We start from the raw sequence: 21020 nt of genomic DNA, 5'->3' as shown, positions 1-21020 counted from the left end.
CGGGGGTGTGCCCGGGTTTCCCTCCGCACGGAGGCGGTAGGGCGGGTGATCACGCGCTCTCCGGGGACGGAGTGGCCTGTGGCACGCCACATTCAAGGCGTGATCGCGGGTGTGAATTCGTCCTCCCCAGACCAAAGCTCAGAGAAACCTCAACTGGCCCGGAAATCCGGTGAATTCCCCGGAGCCCCAGGTCGGCCAGCGCCGTCTTACCGCCGGTTTATACGCGTTGCGGGCAGGATGGAGCCGCACAGACAGTGCCGATGAGCGGTCCGGATCACGGACCGTGAGCACATCGGGACGTTCTGAAGTCACCTACGTACTGAAGTTTCTAAGGAAGGACAGCGCCGTGCGCGTACTCGTCGTGGAGGACGAGCAGCTGCTCGCCGATGCGGTGGCCACCGGATTGCGCCGTGAGGCCATGGCCGTCGATGTCGTGTACGACGGTGCGGCGGCCCTGGAGCGCGTCGAGGTCAACGACTACGACGTCGTGGTGCTGGACCGGGACCTCCCCCTGGTGCACGGCGACGACGTCTGCCGACGGATCGTCGAATTGGGCATGCCCACCCGGGTGCTCATGCTCACCGCGTCCGGGGACGTCAGCGACCGGGTGGAGGGGCTGGAGCTGGGCGCCGACGACTATCTGCCCAAGCCGTTCGCCTTCAGCGAGCTCACCGCGCGGGTACGGGCGTTGGGCCGGCGTACGACGGTGGCCCTGCCGCCCGTCCTGGAGCGCGCCGGAATCAAGCTCGACCCCAACCGCCGCGAGGTCTTCCGGGGCGAGGCGGAGGTCCAGCTCGCGCCGAAGGAATTTGCCGTGCTGGAGGTCCTGATGCGCAGCGAGGGCGCGGTCGTCTCGGCCGAGCAGTTGCTGGAGAAGGCCTGGGACGAGAACACCGACCCGTTCACCAATGTCGTCCGGGTGACCGTCATGACACTGCGCCGCAAACTCGGTGAACCGCCGGTGATCGTCACCGTGCCCGGCTCCGGCTACCGGATCTGACGGCCGATGCCCACCGTCCCGGCGCCGCCGACGGCGCCCCCGAAGCCCACCTGGGAGCCCAAACAGCAGGAGCCGCCGTACTGGCTGCGCCCGACCATCCGGATACGGCTCACGCTGCTCTACGGCGGCATGTTCCTGATCGCCGGCATCCTGCTGCTGGCGATCATCTACATGCTGGCCGCCGAGGCCCTCCAGGTGGGCAGCGAGCTGCCGTTCAAGATCGTGAACGGCCGGGTCGTCAGTGACGTGTGCAACTTCAGCGGCTTGACCACACCCGATGCCGCCAACGCGGCCATGAACACCTGCGTCAACCACCAGCGCCAGCAGGCGCTGGACACCCTCCTCAACCGGTCGCTGCTGGCCCTGGTCGGCCTCAGCGTCATCGCCTTCGCCTTCGGCTATGCCATGGCGGGCCGGGTGCTCTCCCCGCTGGGCCGGATCACCCGCACCGCACGCCGGGTGGCCGGAACCGATCTGTCCCGCCGGATCGAGCTGGACGGCCCGGACGACGAGCTGAAGGAGCTCGCCGACACCTTCGACGAGATGCTCGATCGCCTGGAGCGGGCCTTCACCGCCCAGCAGCGGTTCGTCGGGAACGCGTCGCACGAACTGCGCACCCCGCTCGCGATCAACCGCACGCTGCTCGAGGTCCATCTCTCCGACCCCCAGGCCCCGCTGGAGCTGAAGCAGCTCGGTAAGACCCTGCTGGCCACCAATGAGCGCAGTGAACAGCTCGTCGAGGGCCTGCTGCTGCTCGCTCGCAGCGACAACCAGATCATCGAGCGTAAACCGGTCGACCTCGCCGAGGTGGCCTCGCGCGCGATCGACCAGACGCGCGGCGAGGCCGAGGAGCGGGGCGTGGAGATCCGTGGCGAGCGGGCCCCGGCCGTCGTCCAGGGCAACGGCGTCCTGCTGGAGCGGATCGCGCTGAACCTCGTACAGAACGCTGTGCGCTACAACGTTCCGGAGCAGGGCTGGGTGGAGGTCACCACCGAGCTCCAGTCCGGCCAGGCCTTGCTGGTGGTCTCGAACACGGGCCCAGTGGTGCCTGCGTATGAGATCGACAACCTCTTCGAGCCCTTCAGGCGGCTGCGTACGGAGCGAACAGGCAGCGACAAGGGGGTGGGGCTCGGCCTGTCGATCGCGCGCTCTGTGGCGCGCGCTCACGGCGGCCGTATCGTCGCGGAGCCCCGCGAGGGCGGTGGTCTTGTGATGCGCGTCTCACTGCCGGTCTGAGATGCTGGGCGGGGCGATACGTGCACGAATTATTTTGTTCGCTTTGAGCGGAATTTTCGGGACCTGCGCCCGAAGTTGCCGTGTGTGATCGATCACAGGAGCGAATTTCTGGATGTCAACGCTCCGTGATCAGGGCCGGCACCGGAAAACCCGCAAAAGTCGGGGTTTTCGAGGTTCGATATCACGGGAAGTACACGGGGTGGCGCCCGTGAAGCGCGAGACCGGGACCGTGTACGGTCCCCATCGCCACCCAAGGCGACCACTCCCGAGCGGTCCTTTTGGGTGTCGATTGAGTAACAGACCTTGATGTGAGGCAAAATCTCCGCCTCAGGTCGGGCACAAGTCCGGCCTCTCACGCGTTACGTGCGCTGAGACACCGCAGACACCCAGAGGGGGAGAGCGACATGGCAACGGATTACGACACCCCACGCAAGACCGATGACGACGTCGACCAGGACAGCCTTGAAGAGCTCAAGGCTCGCCGGAGCGACAAGACGGCGTCCGCCGTCGACGTCGACGAGTTCGACGCGGCCGAGGGACTGGAGCTGCCCGGAGCAGACCTGTCCAACGAAGAGCTGGCCGTAAGGGTCCTGCCCAAGCAAGCCGACGAGTTCACGTGCATGAGCTGCTTCCTCGTGCACCACAGGAGCCAGTTGGCGCGCGAGAAGAACGGCCAGCCGATCTGCCGCGACTGCGACTAGGTCGAACCGACCGTGGCAGGCGACACACCGTTCCGGAAGCGACGCTTGCGGCGCAAGAGGTCGTCGGAGGCGAATCAGGGCGGCACAGGCCCGGCAGAAGGCGTAGCAGCGCCTGCTGAGCGGTCCGCCCTGCCACCCTCCCCGGGTGAGCGGGACGACGAGCGGGGCCGGTCGGCCTCGCTCGAAGCAGTCGCGGCAGTCGCGGCAGTTGAAGGAGTCGAAGGAGTCGACACGGCCGATAGGGCCGGACAGGTCGACAGGGCGGAGTCCGTGACCGGGGCAGGCCGTCTGAGTTCAGTGAAACGGGGAGTACGCAAGGGTGGGGAGAGCGCCAAGGCAGCGATCGGTCATATCGCCGACCTGATCATCGAGACCGCTCCCCGCATCCCTGTGCGCGATCTCGCGACCTTGCGCAAGCAGTTCCCGGGCCTCGGGCCCGAGGAGCTCGCCGACAAGCTCATCGCAGGTGCGAGCAAGGCCACAGCAACCGTCGGCGCCGGTATCGGCGCGGCGGCCATGATGCCCGTACCGCCCGCCATGCTCGCCGAACTGGCGGCGGAGATCACCGGTGTGGCCGCGATCGAGATGAAGCTCGTCGCCGAACTGCACGAGGTGTACGGGCTGCGTCCGCCGGGCGGGCTCACCCAGCGTTCCACCGCCTACCTCACGTCCTGGACGGAGGAGCGCGGTATCGATGTCACCCACCCCGCGACGATCAATGCGGCGCTGGGCGGCCAGATGAGGCGTGAGCTGCGCCAGCAGATCACGAAGCGCATGGTGCGCGATCTGCCGAACCTCTTCCCGTTCATGGTCGGCGCCGCCGTCGGCGCGATGATGAACCGGCGCGACACCAGAAAGCTTGCCGAACGGGTCAGGAAGGACCTGCGCAAGCGCCGGATCCCCTGGGACCGGCTTCCGGAGCTGCCTCCGCTGGAGCGGCCGGGGGGCCTGCGCAAGGACCTCCCGGGCGAGCTGGAGAGCTAGGGCATCCCGGCGCCAGACGGGGCCGGGTCCCCGCCCGACAGGGCCTGTGGGGCGGGGAGGGGCCGCCTGGAGGGCCCGCGAGGGTCCCCCCGAAGGAGAGAAGCCCCGAAGCTAGGCCCGCACCGCGCTGAGCGCTGCGACCAGGGCCTGCGGCTCGCGGGTCGACAGATAGACGTACGGAGTCGGGTCCTGTGGGTCGGTGACCTCCACCCGGACCGCCGTCGGGATGTAGCTGCGCAGCAGCATGAACGCGCGGGTGTCCGCCTTGTACGAGCGCCACGCGCGCGCCTCCTCCGCCTCCAGCACCTCGGCCTCGCCGAGCGCCGTCACCGGAATCCGTGCGTCGCCGGCCACCAGGGCGCCCGCGACCACCCGGATCCTGGCCGAACCGTACGAGCTCACCGCGGCCGCCGACAGGGCCGTTCCGCCCACCAGGCCGGCCAGCAGGGGCAGGGTGCCGAGCGGCAGCAGCATCAGGGCACAGGCGATGCCGACCAGGAAGGCGATGAGCCACCACGAACGGGGCGCGGTCAGTCGTTCGTCGAAAGGCGGGGTGGAAGGCTGCATGAACCCAAGCTTGGCACGGCGCGACCTGCGGGTGGCCGCGCGGGTAAGGTCTGCGCCTGTGAGTGGAACATCTGTGGCTCTGAAGCCCCCGGCCGACGCGGTGAAACCGGTCCGGCACCCCGAAGCCCCGGCCCCCGGCGAACTCCTCGGCGCGCACTACGAACACTGTTTCGGGTGCGGCGAAGGACAGCCGCACGGGCTGCACCTCCAGGCGCGGGCCGACGAGGGTGTCAGAGTCACCGCCGAGTTCACCGTGAAGGCCGCCCACCAGGGCGCCCCGGGCCTGGCCCACGGTGGCGTCCTGGCCACCGCGCTGGACGAGACGCTCGGCTCGCTGAACTGGCTGCTGCGGGTGATCGCGGTGACCGGGCGGCTGGAGACCGACTTCGTGCGCCCGGTGCCCGTGGACACCGTGCTGCACCTGGACGCCGAGGTCACCGCGGTGCACGGCCGGAAGATCTACTCCCGGGCGACCGGCCGGATCGGCGGCCCGGACGGACCGGTGGCGGTCCGCGCCGAGGCCCTCTTCATCGAGGTCAAGGTCGACCACTTCATCGAGAACGGCCGCCCGGCCGAGATCCAGGCAGCGATGGCCGACCCGGACCAGACCAAGCGCGTCCGTGCGTTCGAGGTGAACCCCTGATGCGTCACCCCGTAGACGTACTTATCCGCCGTGTCGACCCGGACGTGCCGATTCCGGCCTACGGACACCCGGGCGACGCCGGGGTCGATCTGGTGACCACCGAGGCCGCCGAACTCGCCCCGGGCGAGCGGGCTGTGCTGCCCACCGGGGTGTCGATCGCGCTGCCCGACGGATACGCCGCGTTCGTGCACCCGCGGTCCGGCCTCGCCGCACGCTGCGGAGTCGCTCTTGTGAATGCCCCGGGGACGGTTGATGCCGGGTACCGTGGAGAGATCAAGGTGATCGTCATCAATCTCGACCCGCGCGAGCCTGTGCGGTTCGAGCGGTTCGACCGGATTGCCCAACTGGTCGTCCAGCAGGTCGAGAAGGTGCGCTTCCACGAGGTGGCGGAGCTACCCGGCTCGGCCCGCGGTGAGGGAGGCTTCGGATCCACCGGAGGGCATGCTTCCGGTGATGTTGATGGCGTCAGGGGCGGGATTACCCAGGGCGGGAACAGCTACGCTTCGGTCGTACTCGACCGGGAAGGACAGTGACGTGTTCGGACGTCGCAAGAAGAGTGGTTCCGCCGAGGACGTGGCGGACGAAGCGCGCGAGGCCGAGCAGGTCGTCGACGAGCTCGATGACGCCGATGGGGCCGACAGCGGCTCGCGTCGGGTGAATCTCCCGCCGGCGCCGCGGCCGGACGGACCGTGGGACATCACCGAGGTCTCCCAGCCCGGCGAGGGCCGGGTCGACCTGGGCGGCATTTTCGTGCCCGGCGTCGAGGGCATGGAGCTGCGCGTCGAGGTGGCCGGTGACGCGATCGTCGCTGCGACCGTGGTGCTGCGCGAGAGCGCCATTCAGCTGCAGGCCTTCGCCGCCCCCAAGAAGGAGGGCATCTGGGGTGAGGTCCGCGAGGAGATCGCCTCCGGCATCACCCAGCAGGGCGGGATCATCGACGAGGTCGAGGGCCCGCTGGGCTGGGAGCTGCGTGCCCAGGTCCCCGTACAGCTCCCGGACGGGACGAACGGCGTGCAACTGGTGCGCTTCGTCGGCGTCGACGGGCCGCGCTGGTTCCTGCGCGGAGTGATCTCCGGCCAGGGTGCCGTGCAGCCGGAGGCTGCGGGGCTGCTGGAGACGATCTTCCGGGACACCGTGGTCGTCCGTGGCGAGGGCCCGATGGCGCCGCGCGACCCGATCGTCCTCAAGCTCCCCGACGACGCCCAGATGGTGCCCGAGGGCGTCCAGCAGGAGAACCAGGAGGGCTCGAAGTTCTCCGGTGGCATGGGCCAGCTCCAGCGCGGACCCGAGATCACCGAGGTGCGCTGAGCTGATACGGGCAGCCGCCCGGCACAGCTGCAGAAAGGCCGGTGGGCCGTACCCCCTGGGGGGGTACGGCCCACCGGCCTTTCTGCGCGCGGGGCGCGTGACAGGGGCGCGTATGGAGCGCGTATGGGGCACGTATGTGCACCGTCAAGGGCTCGCCCTTCCCCGTAAGGAAGCCATCAACGCAGGCCAGGACGGCTGTGACGCAAGGTTTGCTCATGAGGTCCGAGAATCCGTACCTCATCTAGGAGCACACGATGGCCGATGTGGCCTTCGTCGTCACCACGATCGCGGTGTTCGCGTTGGTGGCTCTCATCGCCAAGGGGGTGGCGAAGCTGTGACTGCCGAGAACATTGTCGGTCTGATCGTGGCCGTTGCCCTGTTGGGCTATCTCGTCCTCGCCCTTCTGTACCCGGAGAGGTTCTGAGCCCGATATGAGCCCCGTCCTCGCTGGTGTGCTCCAGCTGCTCGCGCTCGTTGTGGCGCTGGGTCTGGCGTACCGTCCGCTCGGTGATTACATGGCCGGCGTCTATTCCTCTCCGAAACATTTGCGGGTGGAGAAGTGGATATACAAGGCCATCGGCGCCAATCCGAACACGGAGATGCGTTGGCCCGCGTATCTCCGTGGTGTCCTCGCGTTTTCCGCGGTGAGTGTCCTCTTCCTCTATCTGCTGCAGCGGGTGCAGGGCAGTCTGCCCGGCTCGCTCGGTTTCTCCTCGATCGACCCCGATCAGGCGTTCAACACTGCGGCGTCGTTCGTCGCGAACACCAACTGGCAGTCGTACTACGGCGAGCAGGCCATGGGCCATGTCGTCCAGACCGGCGGCCTCGCGGTGCAGAACTTCGTCTCGGCCGCCGTCGGCATCGCCGTCGCGGTGGCGCTGGTACGCGGTTTCGCCCGCTCCCGCACGGGTGAGCTGGGCAACTTCTGGTCCGACCTGGTGCGCGGCACCATACGCATCCTGCTGCCGATCTCCGTGATCGGGGCGCTGGTACTCGTCGCCTGTGGTGCGATCCAGAACTTCTCCGGCATCCATGAGGTCGGGCAGTTCATGGGCGGCTCGCAGCAGTGGAACGGTGGCGCGGTGGCCTCGCAGGAGGTCATCAAGGAGCTGGGTACGAATGGCGGTGGCTACTTCAATGCCAATGCGTCCCACCCGTTCGAGAACCCCAACGGGCTGTCGAACCTCTTTGAGGTCTTCCTGATCCTGGTGATTCCGTTCGCGCTGACCCGCACGTTCGGCCGGATGGTCGGTTCGCTGAAGCAGGGCTACGCGATTCTGGCGGCGATGGGTTTCATCTGGCTCGGGTTCACCGCGCTGATGATGTGGACCGAATTCGCCCACCACGGGCCCGCTTTCGATATTGCGGGCGGGGCGATGGAGGGCAAGGAGACCCGGTTCGGCATCGCCGGCTCTTCGATTTTCGCGGTGGCCACGACGCTGACGTCGACGGGTGCGGTGAACTCGTTCCATTCCTCGTTCACGGGCTTCGGCGGCGGGATCACGATGCTGGGCATGCAGCTGGGTGAGATCGCTCCTGGTGGTACGGGGTCGGGGCTTTACGGAATGCTGATCATGGCGATCATCGCGGTGTTCATCGCCGGTCTGATGGTCGGCCGTACGCCGGAATATCTGGGGAAGAAGATCGGCACCCGGGAGATCAAGTTCGCGGCCTGCTACATCCTGGTCACGCCGACTCTGGTGCTGTGCTTCACCGCCGCGGCGATGGCCCTGCCCACCCCGCCCCACTCGATGACGAATACCGGGGCTCACGGCTTCTCGGAGATCCTGTACGCCTACACCTCCGGCGCCAACAACAACGGCTCGGCGTTCGCCGGGCTCAACGCGGACACGCAGTGGTTCAACACGACGATCGGCCTGGCGATGCTGCTGGGCCGGTTCCTGCCGATGGTGTTCGTGCTGGCGCTGGCCGGCTCGCTCGCCGAGCAGAAGCCCGTACCGGCGACCGTGGGAACCCTGGGCACGCACAAGCCGCTGTTCAGCGGGCTGCTGGTCGGCACGATCCTGATCATCACCGGGCTGACCTACTTCCCGGCACTAGCGCTGGGGCCGCTGGCCGAAGGGCTGGCGTCATGACCACTCGTCTGAAGCAAGAGGACTCGATGTCCACTGTCACCCCCACCCGGGCACCGCACCAGGACGCGCCCACGGGCCACCAGAGCGAAGGACGCGTCGGCGGGGGTCTGTTCGACCCCAAGCAGCTGCTCAAGTCCTTCCCGGACGCAGTACGCAAACTGGACCCCCGGGTGATGGTCAAGTCACCTGTGATGTTCGTGGTGCTGATCGGCTCGGTGCTCACCACCGTGCTCGCGGTACTGGATCCGGGCGACTGGTTCGGCTGGGCGATCGCGGTCTGGCTTTGGCTCACGACGATCTTCGCCAACCTGGCGGAGGCGGTCGCCGAGGGGCGCGGCAAGGCGCAGGCCGACACGCTGCGCAAGGCCAAGACCGACACCGTCGCCCGGCGGCTGATCGGCACGAACGAGGAGCGGGTGCCGGGGACCGAGCTGCGTATCGGTGATCTGGTGGTCTGCGAGGCCGGTGACATCATTCCCGGTGACGGGGATGTCGTCGAGGGCGTGGCCTCGGTGGACGAGTCCGCGATCACGGGCGAGTCGGCGCCGGTCATCCGGGAGTCGGGCGGTGACCGCTCGGCCGTCACCGGGGGTACGAAGGTGCTCTCCGACCGGGTCGTCATCAAGATCACCACGAAGCCGGGTGAGACGTTCATCGACCGGATGATCGCCCTGGTCGAGGGCGCCGCCCGGCAGAAGACACCCAACGAGATCGCCCTGAACATTCTCCTGGCGTCCTTGACCATCGTCTTCCTGCTCGCCGTCGTCACTCTGCAGCCCTTCGCGATCTACGCGGGTGAGAAGCAGTCGATGATCGTGCTGACCGCACTGCTGGTCTGCCTGATCCCGACGACCATCGGTGCGCTGCTCTCGGCGATCGGTATCGCCGGCATGGACCGGCTGGTGCAGCGCAACGTCCTTGCCATGTCGGGGCGTGCCGTCGAGGCCGCGGGGGATGTCTCGACCCTGCTGCTCGACAAGACCGGCACCATCACGCTCGGCAACCGGCAGGCCGCCGAATTTCTTCCGGTCAAGGGCACGACCGAGGCCGAAGTGGCGGACGCCGCCCAGCTGTCCTCACTGGCCGACGAGACTCCCGAGGGGCGTTCCATCGTCGTGCTCGCCAAAGAGAAGTACGGGCTGCGCGAACGACACCAGGGCGAACTGCGGCACGCCGAGTGGGTCGCGTTCACCGCCCAGACCCGCATGTCGGGTGTGGATGTCGACGGACGCAAGGTCCGCAAGGGCGCGACCGGTTCGGTCGTCGCCTGGGTGAAGGAGCGCGGCGGCAGCGTCTCGCAGGACGCGCAGGCACTCACCGACCGGATCTCCCAGGCCGGCGGCACACCGCTGCTGGTCGCCCTGGAGGACGAGCACGGTGCCCGGGTCCTGGGTGTCATCCACCTCAAGGACGTCGTCAAGGAGGGCATGCGGGAGCGGTTCGACGAACTGCGCCGCATGGGCATCAAGACGGTCATGATCACCGGGGACAACCCGCTGACCGCGAAGGCAATCGCCGAGGAGGCAGGCGTCGACGACTTCCTCGCCGAGGCCACCCCCGAGGACAAGATGGCCCTCATCAAGCGGGAGCAGGCCGGCGGCAAACTCGTCGCGATGACCGGTGACGGCACCAACGACGCACCGGCGCTGGCTCAGGCGGATGTCGGCGTGGCCATGAACACCGGTACCTCGGCCGCGAAAGAGGCCGGGAACATGGTGGACCTGGACTCCAACCCCACCAAGCTGATCGAGATAGTCGAGATCGGCAAGCAACTCCTCATCACCCGCGGAGCCCTGACCACCTTCTCGATCGCCAACGACGTCGCGAAGTACTTCGCGATCATCCCGGCAATGTTCGCGGTGGCCTACCCCAGCCTGGACAAGCTGAACATCATGCAGCTGTCCTCGCCTCAGACCGCGATCCTGTCCGCGGTCGTCTTCAACGCGCTGATCATCATCGCGCTTGTGCCGCTCGCCCTGAAGGGCGTGCGCTACCGGCCCAGCAGCGCCGACTCGATGCTCCGCCGCAACCTCGGAATCTACGGACTGGGCGGCCTGGTCGCCCCGTTCATCGGCATCAAGATCATCGACCTGATCATCTCCCTCATCCCCGGAATCGGCTGACCTGCCATGAACAACTCCGTAGGAAACACCGCCCGGCTGCTCTGGGCCGCGCTGCGCGCCCTGCTCGTCCTCACCGTCGTGTGTGGCGTCATCTACCCGCTCGCCGTCACCGGTCTCGCCCAGGGCATCTTCCCCGACAAGGCCAACGGCTCCGAGATCACCTACAACGGCAAGGTCGTCGGCTCCGAACTCATCGGCCAGCGCTACGACCTGCCACTGAAGAAGGGACAGGAAACCGCAGCCCCGGACCTCAAGTGGTTCCAGCCGCGCCCCTCCAACGGTCTCGGCACCAACAGCGTCAACACCCAGTACAAACTGATCCTCTCCGGCGCGACCAACCGCTCCGGCGACAACAAGGAACTCATCGACTGGGTCACCGCCGCCAAGGCCGCCGTCGTCAAGGACAACTCCGTCCCCGGCCACCCCGTCAACCCCGCAGATGTGCCCGCCGACGCCGTCACCTCCTCGGCCTCCGGCCTCGACCCCGCCATCTCCCCGGCGTACGCACAGCTCCAGGTACGCCGCGTCGCCGAGCGCAACCACCTCGACGTGACCCAGGTCGAGAAGCTCGTCGAGCAGCACACCGACGGCCGGATCCTCGGCTTCGTGGGGGAGCCGACGGTCAACGTCCTCCAACTCAACATCGCACTCAAGCAGCTGGTGAACGGGGCTTGAGGGAACTGAGGCCGGCCGTGGTGGCCGGCCTCAGGCCGTTGGGCCCCCGTTGCACGCCGGTCTAGCGGGTCGGCGTGCCCAGGCTGCCCGGATAGAGGTACTTCTCCGGCGGGATCACCGTGCCGTCGACCCACGCCCCGAAGAAGCCCTTGAGGTCCTTGCCCGAGTCCCTCGCCGCCAGCGCCTCGAACTGCCGGAACGAGGCGTTGCCGTACGCGTGGTCGCGGGTCCAGGTCCTGAGCGTCCGGAATTTGCGCCGCGCCGACGACGGACTCGGCGCGACCGTCCTGGTCGTCACCCACGACCCGATGGTCTCCGGGCAGGTGCGGCGTACGGTACGCATCCGCGACGGCCGGACCTCCACGGAGACCCTGTGCGACGGCAGCCCCGACGGCGGCGCGGAGGAATTCGCCGTACTCGACCGGGTGGGGCGGCTGCGGCTGCCCGACGACTATCTGCGACGGTACGGGCTCCGCCACCGGGTGCGCCTCACCGCCGAGGACGACCACATCGGCGTCTGGCCCGACGCCTGACCACCGCGCTTCGGCCATTGCCCAGCCCTGTGTCCGATGCACATACTGGCGGCCGACGGGACCGAGCACGTATGGGGGAGAGGCATGACCGACAACACCGGCCGGACGAGCACCGGCGGGCAGAGCGGTGCGGCGGTCGCCGAGGACCCGGCCCGCGGGCCCATGGTCCGGGTCGAGGACCTGCACCGCTCGTACGGCACCGGCGCCGCGGCCGTGCACGCGCTGCGCGGGGTGTCCTTCGAGGTGCCGCGCGGTGAACTCGTCGCGCTCAAGGGACGCTCGGGCTCAGGCAAGACGACGCTGCTCAACCTCGTCGGTGGCCTCGACAGCCCCGACGGCGGCCGGATCACCGTCGGCGGCACGGACCTCGCCGAGCTCGGCGAGAACGGGCTCCTGGAGCTGCGCCGGGACCGGATCGGCTTCATCTTCCAGTCGTTCGGCCTGATCCCGATCCTGACCGCCGCGGAGAACGTCGGCGTACCCATGCGGCTGCGCAAGGCGGACCCGCGCGAGCGCGAGGACCGGGTGGCGCTGCTGCTCTCCATGGTCGGCCTCGCCGACCACGCCGCTCAGCGCCCCGGCGAACTCTCCGGCGGCCAGCAGCAGCGCGTCGCGATCGCCCGCGCGCTGGCCAACCGCCCCGCGCTGCTGATCGCGGACGAGCCGACGGGGCAGCTCGACGCGGAGACCGGGCTCGCGGTGATGGAGCTGCTGCGGGCGGTGGTGCGGAGTGAAGGCGTCACAGCGCTGGTGGCGACGCATGATGCGCAACTGCTGGGGCTGGCGGACCGGGTGCTGGAGCTGAGCGACGGGCACATCGTCGAACACGAGTAGTGGGGCGGGGCGGGGGCCGGGGCCGTCCGAGGCGTCAGAATCCTGTCAATTCGGTTCCTCGCCCCACCCCCCGTCCCATTTGTCGAGAATCCTCGGGGTAGCTTCGAACCGGCTGCCGCATCTGCGGCAGCCGGTTCAGAGAAGACAATGGGGCCATGGCACGCGGCAAGCTTCGGATCTACCTGGGTGCGGCACCCGGCGTCGGCAAGACGTACGCGATGCTCTCCGAGGCCCACCGTCGTGTGGAACGGGGCACCGACTGCGTCGTCGCCTTCGTGGAGCACCACGACCGCCCGCGCACCGAGGTCATGCTGCACGGCCTGGAGCAGATCCGGCGCCGTGAGATCGAGTACCGCTCCGCCGTCTTCACCGAGATGGACGTCGACGCGGTCCTGGAGCGCGCCCCGGCCGTCGCCCTGGTGGACGAACTGGCGCACACCAATGTGCCGGGCTCCCGCAACGCCAAGCGCTGGCAGGACGTCGAAGAGCTCCTCCAGGCCGGCATCGACGTGATCTCCACCGTCAACATCCAGCACCTGGAGTCGCTCGGCGACGTCGTCGAGTCGATAACCGGCGTGCGGCAGCGCGAGACCGTCCCCGACGAGGTGGTCCGCAGGGCCGATCAGATCGAACTCGTCGACATGTCGCCCCAGGCGCTGCGCCGCCGGATGGCCCACGGCAACATCTACAAGCCGGACCGGATCGACGCGTCCCTGTCCAACTACTTCCGCCCCGGCAACCTGACCGCCCTGCGCGAGCTGGCCCTCCTCTGGGTCGCCGACCGGGTCGACGAATACCTTCAGCAGTACCGCGGCGAGCACAACATCCGCACCACCTGGCAGGCCCGCGAACGCATCGTCGTCGGACTCACCGGCGGTCCCGAGGGCCGTACGCTCATCCGCCGCGCGTCCCGGATGGCGGCGAAGGGCTCCGGCAGCGAGATCCTCGCCGTCTACATCGCCCGCAGCGACGGACTGACCGCCGCCTCGCCCAAGGAACTCGCCGTCCAGCGCACCCTCGTGGAGGACCTCGGCGGCACGTTCCACCACGTCATCGGCGACGACATACCGTCGGCGCTCCTCGAATTCGCCCGTGGGGTGAACGCCACGCAGATCGTCCTCGGCTCCAGCCGCCGCAAGGCCTGGCAGTACATCTACGGGCCGGGGGTGGGCGCCACCGTCGCCCGGGAGTCCGGGCCCGACCTCGACGTCCACATCGTCACCCACGAGGAGGTCGCCAAGGGGCGCGGTCTGCCCATCGCCCGCGGTGCCCGGCTGGGCCGGGTCCGGATCATCTGGGGCTGGCTGGTCGGGGTGGGCGGCCCCGCCCTCCTCACGCTGCTCCTGAGCGGCCTGGGCAACGGCCCGGGGCTCGCCAACGACGTCCTGCTCTTCCTCTTCATGACGGTCGTCGCGGCCCTGATCGGCGGACTGCTGCCCGCCCTCGCGTCGGCCGCCGCCGGCTCGCTGCTGCTGAACTACTGGTTCACCCCGCCCACCCACACCCTGACCGTGCAGGACCCGGAGAACTTCGTCGCCATCGTGATCTTCTTCGCGGTGGCGGTCTCGGTCGCCTCGGTCGTCGATCTGGCGGCCCGCCGCACCCATCAGGCGGCCAGGCTGCGCGCCGAGTCGGAGATCCTCTCCTTCCTCGCCGGCAGTGTGCTGCGCGGCGAGACCACCCTGGACGCGCTCCTGGACCGGGTCCGCGAGACCTTCGGCATGGAGTCCGTCGCCCTGCTGGAGCGGCAGAGCGACGTCGATCCGTGGACGTGCGCCGGGAGCGTCGGGCCGAGCCCGGTGGCCCGGCCGGAGGACGCGGATGTGGACATGCCCGTCGGCGACCACATGGCGCTCGCGCTCTCCGGCCGGGTGCTGCCGGCCGAGGACCGCCGGGTGCTCGGCGCGTTCGCCGCCCAGGCCGCCGTCGTACTGGACCGCCAGCGCCTGGTCGATGAGGCGGAGGAGGCCCGGCGGCTCGCCGAGGGAAACCGGATCAGGACGGCCCTCCTCGCCGCCGTCAGCCACGATCTGCGTACCCCGCTCGCCGCCATCAAGGCCGCCGTCAGCTCCCTGCGCTCCGACGACGTCGCCTGGTCCGACGAGGACGAGGCCGAACTCCTCGAGGGCATCGAGAACGGCGCCGACCGCCTCGACCACCTCGTGGGCAACCTCCTCGACATGTCCAGGCTGCAGACCGGCACCGTCACCCCGCTGATCCGTGAGATCGACCTCGACGAGGTGGTCCCGATGGCGCTCGGCGGCGTCCCCGAGGGCAGCGTGGATCTGGACATTCCCGAGACCCTGCCGATGGTCGACGTCGACCCCGGACTGCTGGAGAGGGCCGTCGCCAACATTGTCGAGAACGCCGTCAAGTACAGCCTCTACGCAGAACGCGTCACGGTGGCCGCCAGTGTGCTCGGCGAACGCGTCGAGCTACGGGTGGCCGACCGCGGCCCCGGCGTCCCCGACGACGCCAAGGAGCGCATCTTCGAGCCCTTCCAGCGCTACGGCGACGCCCCGCGCGGCGCAGGCGTCGGACTGGGCCTCGCCGTCGCCCGCGGCTTCGTGGAGTCCATGGGCGGCACGCTGGACGCCGAGGACACCCCCGGCGGAGGCCTCACCATGGTGCTGACCCTCAAGGCGGCATCGGGATACGTTCCCGTCAGTCCCGACCTGCCCGCGCGGGTCACCTCATGACCTCGCAGGTCACCTCATGATCTCCGCAACGTCCCAGGAGATCGCCGTACAGCAGAAAGGCAGGGCCCCCATGACCCGGGTGCTTGTGGTCGACGACGAGCCGCAGATCGTACGCGCCCTCGTGATCAACCTGAAGGCGCGCAAGTACGAGGTGGACGCCGCGCCCGACGGCGCGACCGCCCTCCAGCTCGCCGCCGCTCGCCACCCCGATGTCGTCGTCCTCGACCTCGGACTGCCGGACATGGACGGCGTCGAGGTGATCAAGGGGCTGCGCGGCTGGACCCGGGTGCCGATCCTGGTGCTCTCCGCCCGCCATACCTCCGACGAGAAGGTCGAGGCCCTGGACGCCGGAGCCGACGACTACGTCACCAAGCCGTTCGGCATGGACGAGCTGCTGGCTCGGCTGCGCGCCTCCGTCCGCCGCGCCGAGCCCGTCGGCCAGCACGGCTCCGACGACGTCGTGGTCGTCGAGACCGAGGGGTTCACCGTCGACCTGGCGGCGAAGAAGGTCCACCGCGAGGGACGCGACGTACGGCTCACCCCCACCGAATGGCACCTGCTGGAGGTCCTGGTCCGCAACAGCGGCCGGCTGGTCAGCCAGAAGCAACTGCTCCAGGAGGTCTGGGGGCCCTCGTACGGCACCGAGACCAACTATCTGCGGGTCTACATGGCGCAGCTCAGGCGCAAGCTGGAGGCCGACCCCTCGCATCCCCGGCACTTCGTCACCGAGCCGGGGATGGGCTACCGCTTCGAGCGCGGCTGAACGGGGCACCGGGTCTGTCCCGTTACCGTTGCGAGCAACTCGTTCGAGTGACACCCGGGACACCCGCTCGGAGCACGGGAGACCGGTACCCTTCGGATATGAGTGCTGTTCCTCGATTCGAGAAGCCCGGCAGGGCTGAGAAGCCGTCCGGCCGCTTCCGGCGGATGCTCGACCGGCTGTCCAGCTCCCAGGAGGACCTGGAGTCCGAGGAGCTGCAGGAGGACTTGCAGGCTTCGGGGTGCACGCGGATCTCCGAATGCACCGACCGCCAGATCGTCAAGGTGACTGGTACGTTGCGGACCGTCACCCTGCGGCCGCGCGCCGGAGTGCCTGCCCTGGAGGCGGAGCTCTTCGACGGCACCGCGCCGCTGGACGTGGTCTGGCTGGGCCGGCGCTCCATCGCGGGCATAGAGCCGGGGCGCAGGCTCATCGCCTCGGGCCGGATCGCCATGTGTCATGGACGCCGTGTGCTGTTCAACCCCAAATACGAACTCCGACCGCTCGGCAAGGAGTAGCCGGTGACGTCTCTCGACAAGCCGACGTCCGACAAGGACCGCACCACCCACACCGACCAGCAGGAGGCCGACGCGAAGACGGTCACCGAGGCCGCGCTCTTCGAGGCGTTCGGCGGTGCCCGGGGGATGGTGGAGACAGTCCTTCCCGGGCTGCTCTTCGTCACGATCTTCACGATCAAGAAGGATCTGCACCTCTCCGCCATCGCGGCCCTGGTGGTGTCCCTGGTCCTCGTCGCCGTACGGCTGATCCGCAGGGACACCGTCAAGCACGCCTTCAGCGGTGTCTTCGGCGTGGCCTTCGGTGTGGTCTTCGCGATGATGACCGGCAATGCCAAGGACTTCTATCTGCCGGGCATGCTCTACACGCTCGGCCTGGCACTCACCTACCTGATCACCACCCTCGCCGGGGTGCCGCTGATCGGTCTGATGCTGGGCCCGGTGTTCAAGGAGAACCTCTCCTGGCGCACCAGGAACCCCGGCCGCAAGAAGGCGTACGCCAAGGCCAGTTACGCCTGGGGGCTGATCCTGCTCGCCAAGTGCGCGATCCTCTTCCCGCTGTACTGGTGGGCCGACACCACCCAATTCAGCTGGGTCCTGGTCGCCCTGAAGATCCCGCCGTTCCTGCTCGCGGTCTATCTGACCTGGGTCTTCCTCGCCAAGGCGCCGCCGCCCATCGATGTCTTCGCCGAGATGGAGGCGCAGGAGCAGGCCGAGAAGGCCCGCAAGGCGGAGGCGGCCGCCGCCGCGACGCGCCACCAGGAGTTCTGAACCGCCCACGACAGACGGAAGGGGCCCGGAACCGTGCGAAAACGGTTCCGGGCCCCTTCCGTCTGCCTGCCCTGCCTCGGTCAGTCCTCCGAGTCGCCCCGGCGCACCGACAGCAGGTCCTCCAGTTGCTCCTCGCGAGCCTGCGCGGCCACGAACAGCAGCTCGTCACCGGCCTCCAGCGTCTCCTCGGTGCTCGGCGTCAGAACGCGCTGCCCGCGGATGATGGTGACCAGCGAGGTGTCCTCGGGCCAGGCCACATCACCGACCTGGGTGCCGGCCAGCGCCGACTCCGGGGGCAGCGTCAGCTCGACCAGGTTGGCGTCGCCATGGCTGAAGCGCAGCAGCCGGACCAGATCGCCGACGCTCACCGCCTCCTCGACCAGGGCCGACATCAGACGCGGCGTGGAGACCGCCACATCGACGCCCCAGGCCTCGTTGAACAGCCACTCGTTCTTCGGGTTGTTGACCCGGGCGACGACCCTCGGCACGCCGTACTCGGTCTTGGCGAGCAGCGAGACAACCAGATTCACCTTGTCGTCGCCGGTCGCGGCGATCACGACGCTGCAGCGTTGAAGCGCCGCCTCGTCGAGTGAGGTGATCTCGCAGGCGTCCGCCAGCAGCCACTCGGCCATGGGAACCCGCTCCACCGAAATGGCCGTCGGCGCCTTGTCGACGAGCAGCACCTCGTGCCCGTTCTCCAGCAGCTCGCCCGCGATGGAACGGCCCACCGCACCGGCCCCGGCAATCGCGACACGCATCAGTGACCGCCCTCCTCAGGACCCTCGGCGAAGGCCGCCTCGACCTTTGCGATCTCGTCCGTACGCATCATCACGTGGACCAGGTCGCCCTCCTGCAGCACCGTCTGCGAGGTGGGCAGAATGGCTTCGCCCAACCGGGTGAGGAACGCCACGCGGACGCCCGTCTCCTCCTGCAGCGTGCTGATCTTGTGGCCGATCCAGGACGGTGTGGTGTGCACCTCCGCAAGCTGCACGCTGCCGCTCGGATCCCGCCACAGCGGCTCGGCGCCCGAGGGCAGCAGCCGCCGCAGCATCTGGTCCGCGGTCCAGCGCACGGTGGCGACCGTGGGGATACCGAGGCGCTGGTAGACCTCGGCGCGCCGGGGGTCGTAGATCCGCGCCGCGACATTCTCGATGCCGAACATCTCGCGGGCCACCCGGGCGGCGATGATGTTCGAGTTGTCGCCGCTGCTCACCGCGGCGAACGCACCGGCCTCCTCGATCCCCGCCTCACGGAGGGTGTCCTGGTCGAAGCCGACACCGGTGACGCGCCGCCCACCGAATCCGGACCCGAGGCGCCGGAACGCCGTGGGGTCCTGGTCGATGACGGCGACCGTGTGCCCCTGCTGCTCCAGGGTCTGCGCGAGAGCGGCTCCTACTCGTCCGCAGCCCATGATGACGATGTGCACCTTGCGCCTACCTCGCAGTCCTGGTCGTCCGGCTGACCTGCGAAAACACCCTGCTCACACTTCTTCCTCAGCTTGCCGGGCAAACAACGGGGCAACGGTCTGTCCCGTTGCCCAGGATGAGCTTATGCGGCCGGGAGTGCGAGGCCTCATCCGAGTGCGCTTTCGCCGCGCCCCGTGATGAGGGCGGGGAGGGCCGCCGGATGCAGCCACTGCGGGACGGACCCTTGAGTACGACGACTACAGACATCTAACATGTCAGTTCATGGAGACCCTGCGCCCCGTCCGACGGACCTTGCTGCGGGACACCGCGTACGAGGCGATCCGTGACGCCATCGTCTGCGGCGACATCCCGCCCGGTGCCCCCGTCCGCGACGCCGACCTCGCCGAACGGCTCGGACTGTCCCGGGCCCCGGTCCGCGACGCACTGTCCCGGCTCTCCGGCGAGGGCCTCGTCGAATCCAAGCCGCAGAGCTACACCCGGGTGACCCGGCTGGTGCCGCGCGACGTCCGGGACGCGGCGGCGGTCGTACGGGCCATGCAGGAACTCGCCGCCAGGACGGCCGTACCCCTCCTCGCGGATTCGGACATCACCGCGATGCGCGAGGCGAACGACCGCTTCCGGGACGCGACCCGCCGCGGCGACGTGGCGGACGCACTGCGCGCCGACGACCGGCTCCACGACGTCCTCGTCCTCGCCTGCGGCAACCGCGCCGTGGCCGCCACCGTCCGGCGCTACACGCCCCTGATCCGGCGCCTGGAGTGGCGGCAGTTCGGCACACCAGGCGCGGCACACGGCTCGGCGGAGCTGCACGATCGGCTGATCGAGGCGTGCGCGGGGCGCGATGCCGAAGCCGCGGCCCGGGTCACCGCGGAGATCTGGCGGGCACTCGAAGAACTCGCCGACGAACCGTCCGACTAGGCCGACGGCCCGAGCACCGTCCGGACGAGCCGCCAGGCCGCGGACGAACCGACCACCATCACCACGCCAACCCCCGCCCACCATCACCGAACCACCCCCCCGGCCAAGGGAGCCCCCGTGACGCCCGCATCGCCCGCAGCCCCGTCCATCCCCTCCCTCTCCTCCTACGACCGCTACCCCCTCCTCTTCGGTCCCTCTCCCGTGCACCGCCTCGACCGGCTCACCGACCACCTCGGCGGCGCCGCGGTCTGGGCCAAGCGGGAGGACTGCAACTCCGGCATCGCCTATGGCGGCAACAAGACCCGCAAGCTCGAATACCTCGTCGCCGACGCCCTGGCGAAGGGCTGCGACACGCTCGTCTCCATCGGCGGCGTCCAGTCCAACCACACCCGCCAGGTCGCGGCGGTCGCCGCCCGTACCGGCCTCAAGTGCGTGCTCATCCAGGAGAGCTGGGTCGAGTGGCCCGACGCCGTCTACGACAAGGTCGGCAACATCCTGATCAGCCGCCTGGCCGGTGCCGATGTCCGCCTGGTGCGCGCCGGGTTCGGCATCGGCGTCAAGGAGAGCTGGGAGCAGGCGCTGCGCGAGGTCGAGGAGGGCGGCGGCCGGCCGTACGCCATCCCCGCCGGCGCGTCCGACCATCCTCTCGGCGGGCTCGGCTTCGCCGACTGGGCGTACGAGGTCGCCGAGCAGGAGCGCGCACTCGGCGTGTTCTTCGACACCGTGGTCGTCTGCTCGGTGACCGGCTCCACCCAGGCCGGCATGGTCGCGGGCTTCGCCGCGCTCGAAGAGGCGGGCGGCCGTCCGCGGCGCGTGCTGGGCATCGACGCCTCCGCCGAACCCGCTCGCACCCGCGAGCAGATCGCCCGGATCGCGGCCGGTACCGCACGGCTCATCGGGGTGCGGCGCGAGCTCACCGTGGACGACATCGAGCTGGACGAGCGCTACCACGCGGGCACGTACGGTATCCCCGACGACACCACCCTCGACGCGATGCGGCTCGCCGCCCGTACCGAGGGCATGGTCACCGACCCCGTGTACGAGGGGAAGTCGATGGCCGGGACGGTCGACCTCGTGGCGCGCGGCGAGGTCGCCCGCGACTCCACGGTCCTCTACGCCCATCTCGGCGGTCAGCCCGCACTCAACGCCTACAGCGCCCTGTTTGCGGACGCCTGAGCGCAAGGATTTCGTTAAGGATTTCGTGGCTTTTTCGGCCGGGCGCAGGAGATT

The 21020-nt window shown here is 69.1% G+C and carries 23 protein-coding genes; 19 read left to right on the top strand and 4 right to left on the bottom strand.

Annotation, left to right across the window (positions count from 1 at the left end; all coding sequences use genetic code 11):
• Positions 1 to 346: 346 nt before the first annotated feature.
• The 4 genes from OG953_RS11475 (at position 347) to OG953_RS11460 (ending at position 3921) form a co-directional block, all read left to right on the top strand.
• Positions 347 to 1000, top strand: coding sequence for a response regulator transcription factor (locus tag OG953_RS11475; protein ID WP_405683974.1), 654 nt, complete (start codon positions 347 to 349; stop codon positions 998 to 1000).
• 6 nt (positions 1001 to 1006) lie between these two features.
• A complete protein-coding gene (locus tag OG953_RS11470; RefSeq protein WP_405683973.1) occupies positions 1007 to 2236 on the top strand; it encodes a sensor histidine kinase in 1230 nt (409 codons plus the stop codon).
• 404 nt (positions 2237 to 2640) lie between these two features.
• Complete coding sequence (locus tag OG953_RS11465; RefSeq protein WP_003965732.1) at positions 2641 to 2937, top strand: DUF4193 domain-containing protein; 297 nt, start codon at positions 2641 to 2643, stop codon at positions 2935 to 2937.
• 12 nt (positions 2938 to 2949) lie between these two features.
• Positions 2950 to 3921 carry a hypothetical protein gene (locus OG953_RS11460; RefSeq protein WP_405683972.1) on the top strand — a complete coding sequence of 324 codons (972 nt, stop codon included), beginning with the start codon at positions 2950 to 2952 and terminating at the stop codon, positions 3919 to 3921.
• Positions 3922 to 4032: 111 nt separating this feature from the next.
• Here OG953_RS11460 and OG953_RS11455 read toward each other — a convergent pair whose 3' ends face one another.
• Positions 4033 to 4488, bottom strand: coding sequence for a DUF3093 domain-containing protein (locus OG953_RS11455; protein WP_405683971.1), 456 nt, complete (start codon positions 4486 to 4488; stop codon positions 4033 to 4035).
• Positions 4489 to 4546: 58 nt separating this feature from the next.
• Here OG953_RS11455 and OG953_RS11450 point away from each other — a divergent pair, with 58 nt between their 5' ends.
• The 7 genes from OG953_RS11450 to OG953_RS11420 all read left to right on the top strand — a co-directional run bounded on the left by OG953_RS11450 (position 4547) and on the right by OG953_RS11420 (position 11333).
• Positions 4547 to 5131, top strand: coding sequence for a PaaI family thioesterase (locus tag OG953_RS11450; protein WP_405683969.1), 585 nt, complete (start codon positions 4547 to 4549; stop codon positions 5129 to 5131).
• Positions 5131 to 5664 carry a dUTP diphosphatase gene (gene dut / locus OG953_RS11445; RefSeq protein ID WP_405683967.1) on the top strand — a complete coding sequence of 178 codons (534 nt, stop codon included), beginning with the start codon at positions 5131 to 5133 and terminating at the stop codon, positions 5662 to 5664. The genes OG953_RS11450 and dut overlap by 1 nt, the downstream gene beginning before the upstream one ends.
• Before the next feature lies 1 nt (position 5665).
• On the top strand, positions 5666 to 6439 hold the full coding sequence (locus OG953_RS11440) for a DUF3710 domain-containing protein (protein WP_405683966.1): 774 nt from the start codon (positions 5666 to 5668) through the stop codon (positions 6437 to 6439).
• 334 nt (positions 6440 to 6773) lie between these two features.
• Positions 6774 to 6863: a K(+)-transporting ATPase subunit F gene (gene kdpF / locus OG953_RS11435; RefSeq protein WP_037701211.1), complete on the top strand. Its 90-nt coding sequence runs from the start codon at positions 6774 to 6776 to the stop codon at positions 6861 to 6863.
• A 7-nt stretch (positions 6864 to 6870) separates the two neighbouring features.
• Entirely contained in the window at positions 6871 to 8535 is a 1665-nt protein-coding gene (gene kdpA, locus OG953_RS11430) for a potassium-transporting ATPase subunit KdpA (protein WP_405683964.1), read from the top strand.
• Positions 8532 to 10658, top strand: a complete 2127-nt coding sequence (gene kdpB, locus OG953_RS11425) for a potassium-transporting ATPase subunit KdpB (RefSeq protein WP_405683963.1) — start codon at positions 8532 to 8534, stop codon at positions 10656 to 10658. Before kdpA ends, kdpB begins: the two co-directional genes overlap by 4 nt.
• A 6-nt stretch (positions 10659 to 10664) precedes the next feature.
• On the top strand, positions 10665 to 11333 hold the full coding sequence (locus OG953_RS11420; RefSeq protein ID WP_405683962.1) for a potassium-transporting ATPase subunit C: 669 nt from the start codon (positions 10665 to 10667) through the stop codon (positions 11331 to 11333).
• A 61-nt stretch (positions 11334 to 11394) separates the two neighbouring features.
• Here OG953_RS11420 and OG953_RS11415 read toward each other — a convergent pair whose 3' ends face one another.
• The gene (locus OG953_RS11415; RefSeq protein WP_405683961.1) at positions 11395 to 11631 is read right to left on the bottom strand and encodes a hypothetical protein; all 237 of its coding nucleotides are present in this window, start codon (positions 11629 to 11631) and stop codon (positions 11395 to 11397) included.
• A 10-nt stretch (positions 11632 to 11641) separates the two neighbouring features.
• On the opposite strand from OG953_RS11415, the gene OG953_RS11410 reads away from it, so the two are divergent.
• From OG953_RS11410 to OG953_RS11385, 6 genes are all read left to right on the top strand, one after another.
• Positions 11642 to 11866, top strand: a complete 225-nt coding sequence (locus OG953_RS11410) for a hypothetical protein (protein WP_405683960.1) — start codon at positions 11642 to 11644, stop codon at positions 11864 to 11866.
• An 84-nt stretch (positions 11867 to 11950) separates the two neighbouring features.
• Complete coding sequence (locus OG953_RS11405; protein ID WP_405683958.1) at positions 11951 to 12700, top strand: ABC transporter ATP-binding protein; 750 nt, start codon at positions 11951 to 11953, stop codon at positions 12698 to 12700.
• A gap of 155 nt (positions 12701 to 12855) precedes the next feature.
• Positions 12856 to 15399, top strand: coding sequence for an ATP-binding protein (locus OG953_RS11400; protein WP_405683956.1), 2544 nt, complete (start codon positions 12856 to 12858; stop codon positions 15397 to 15399).
• 70 nt (positions 15400 to 15469) lie between these two features.
• Positions 15470 to 16162 (top strand): response regulator, encoded by a 693-nt coding sequence (locus OG953_RS11395; protein ID WP_093899049.1) that lies wholly within the window; start codon positions 15470 to 15472, stop codon positions 16160 to 16162.
• 98 nt (positions 16163 to 16260) lie between these two features.
• On the top strand, positions 16261 to 16677 hold the full coding sequence (locus OG953_RS11390; RefSeq protein ID WP_405683955.1) for an OB-fold nucleic acid binding domain-containing protein: 417 nt from the start codon (positions 16261 to 16263) through the stop codon (positions 16675 to 16677).
• A 3-nt stretch (positions 16678 to 16680) separates the two neighbouring features.
• Positions 16681 to 17445: a DUF3159 domain-containing protein gene (locus OG953_RS11385; RefSeq protein WP_405683954.1), complete on the top strand. Its 765-nt coding sequence runs from the start codon at positions 16681 to 16683 to the stop codon at positions 17443 to 17445.
• A gap of 80 nt (positions 17446 to 17525) precedes the next feature.
• On the opposite strand, the gene OG953_RS11380 is transcribed toward OG953_RS11385, so the two are convergent.
• Positions 17526 to 18203, bottom strand: a complete 678-nt coding sequence (locus tag OG953_RS11380) for a potassium channel family protein (RefSeq protein WP_401997643.1) — start codon at positions 18201 to 18203, stop codon at positions 17526 to 17528.
• Positions 18203 to 18871 (bottom strand): potassium channel family protein, encoded by a 669-nt coding sequence (locus tag OG953_RS11375; protein ID WP_405683953.1) that lies wholly within the window; start codon positions 18869 to 18871, stop codon positions 18203 to 18205. The genes OG953_RS11380 and OG953_RS11375 overlap by 1 nt, the downstream gene beginning before the upstream one ends.
• Before the next feature lie 262 nt (positions 18872 to 19133).
• Between OG953_RS11375 and OG953_RS11370 the strand changes: the two genes are divergently transcribed.
• Both OG953_RS11370 and OG953_RS11365 read left to right on the top strand, forming a co-directional pair.
• Positions 19134 to 19790 (top strand): GntR family transcriptional regulator, encoded by a 657-nt coding sequence (locus OG953_RS11370; protein WP_405683951.1) that lies wholly within the window; start codon positions 19134 to 19136, stop codon positions 19788 to 19790.
• 147 nt (positions 19791 to 19937) lie between these two features.
• Positions 19938 to 20966 (top strand): 1-aminocyclopropane-1-carboxylate deaminase, encoded by a 1029-nt coding sequence (locus OG953_RS11365; protein ID WP_405691772.1) that lies wholly within the window; start codon positions 19938 to 19940, stop codon positions 20964 to 20966.
• The last annotated feature ends 54 nt before the right edge of the window (positions 20967 to 21020 follow it).

It is taken from the genome of Streptomyces sp. NBC_00057 (genome assembly GCF_045041165.1).
Classification (GTDB): domain Bacteria; phylum Actinomycetota; class Actinomycetes; order Streptomycetales; family Streptomycetaceae; genus Streptomyces.
The sequence above is the reverse complement of the archived record's forward strand: the minus strand, read 5'-3'. Positions and strand labels throughout refer to the sequence as shown.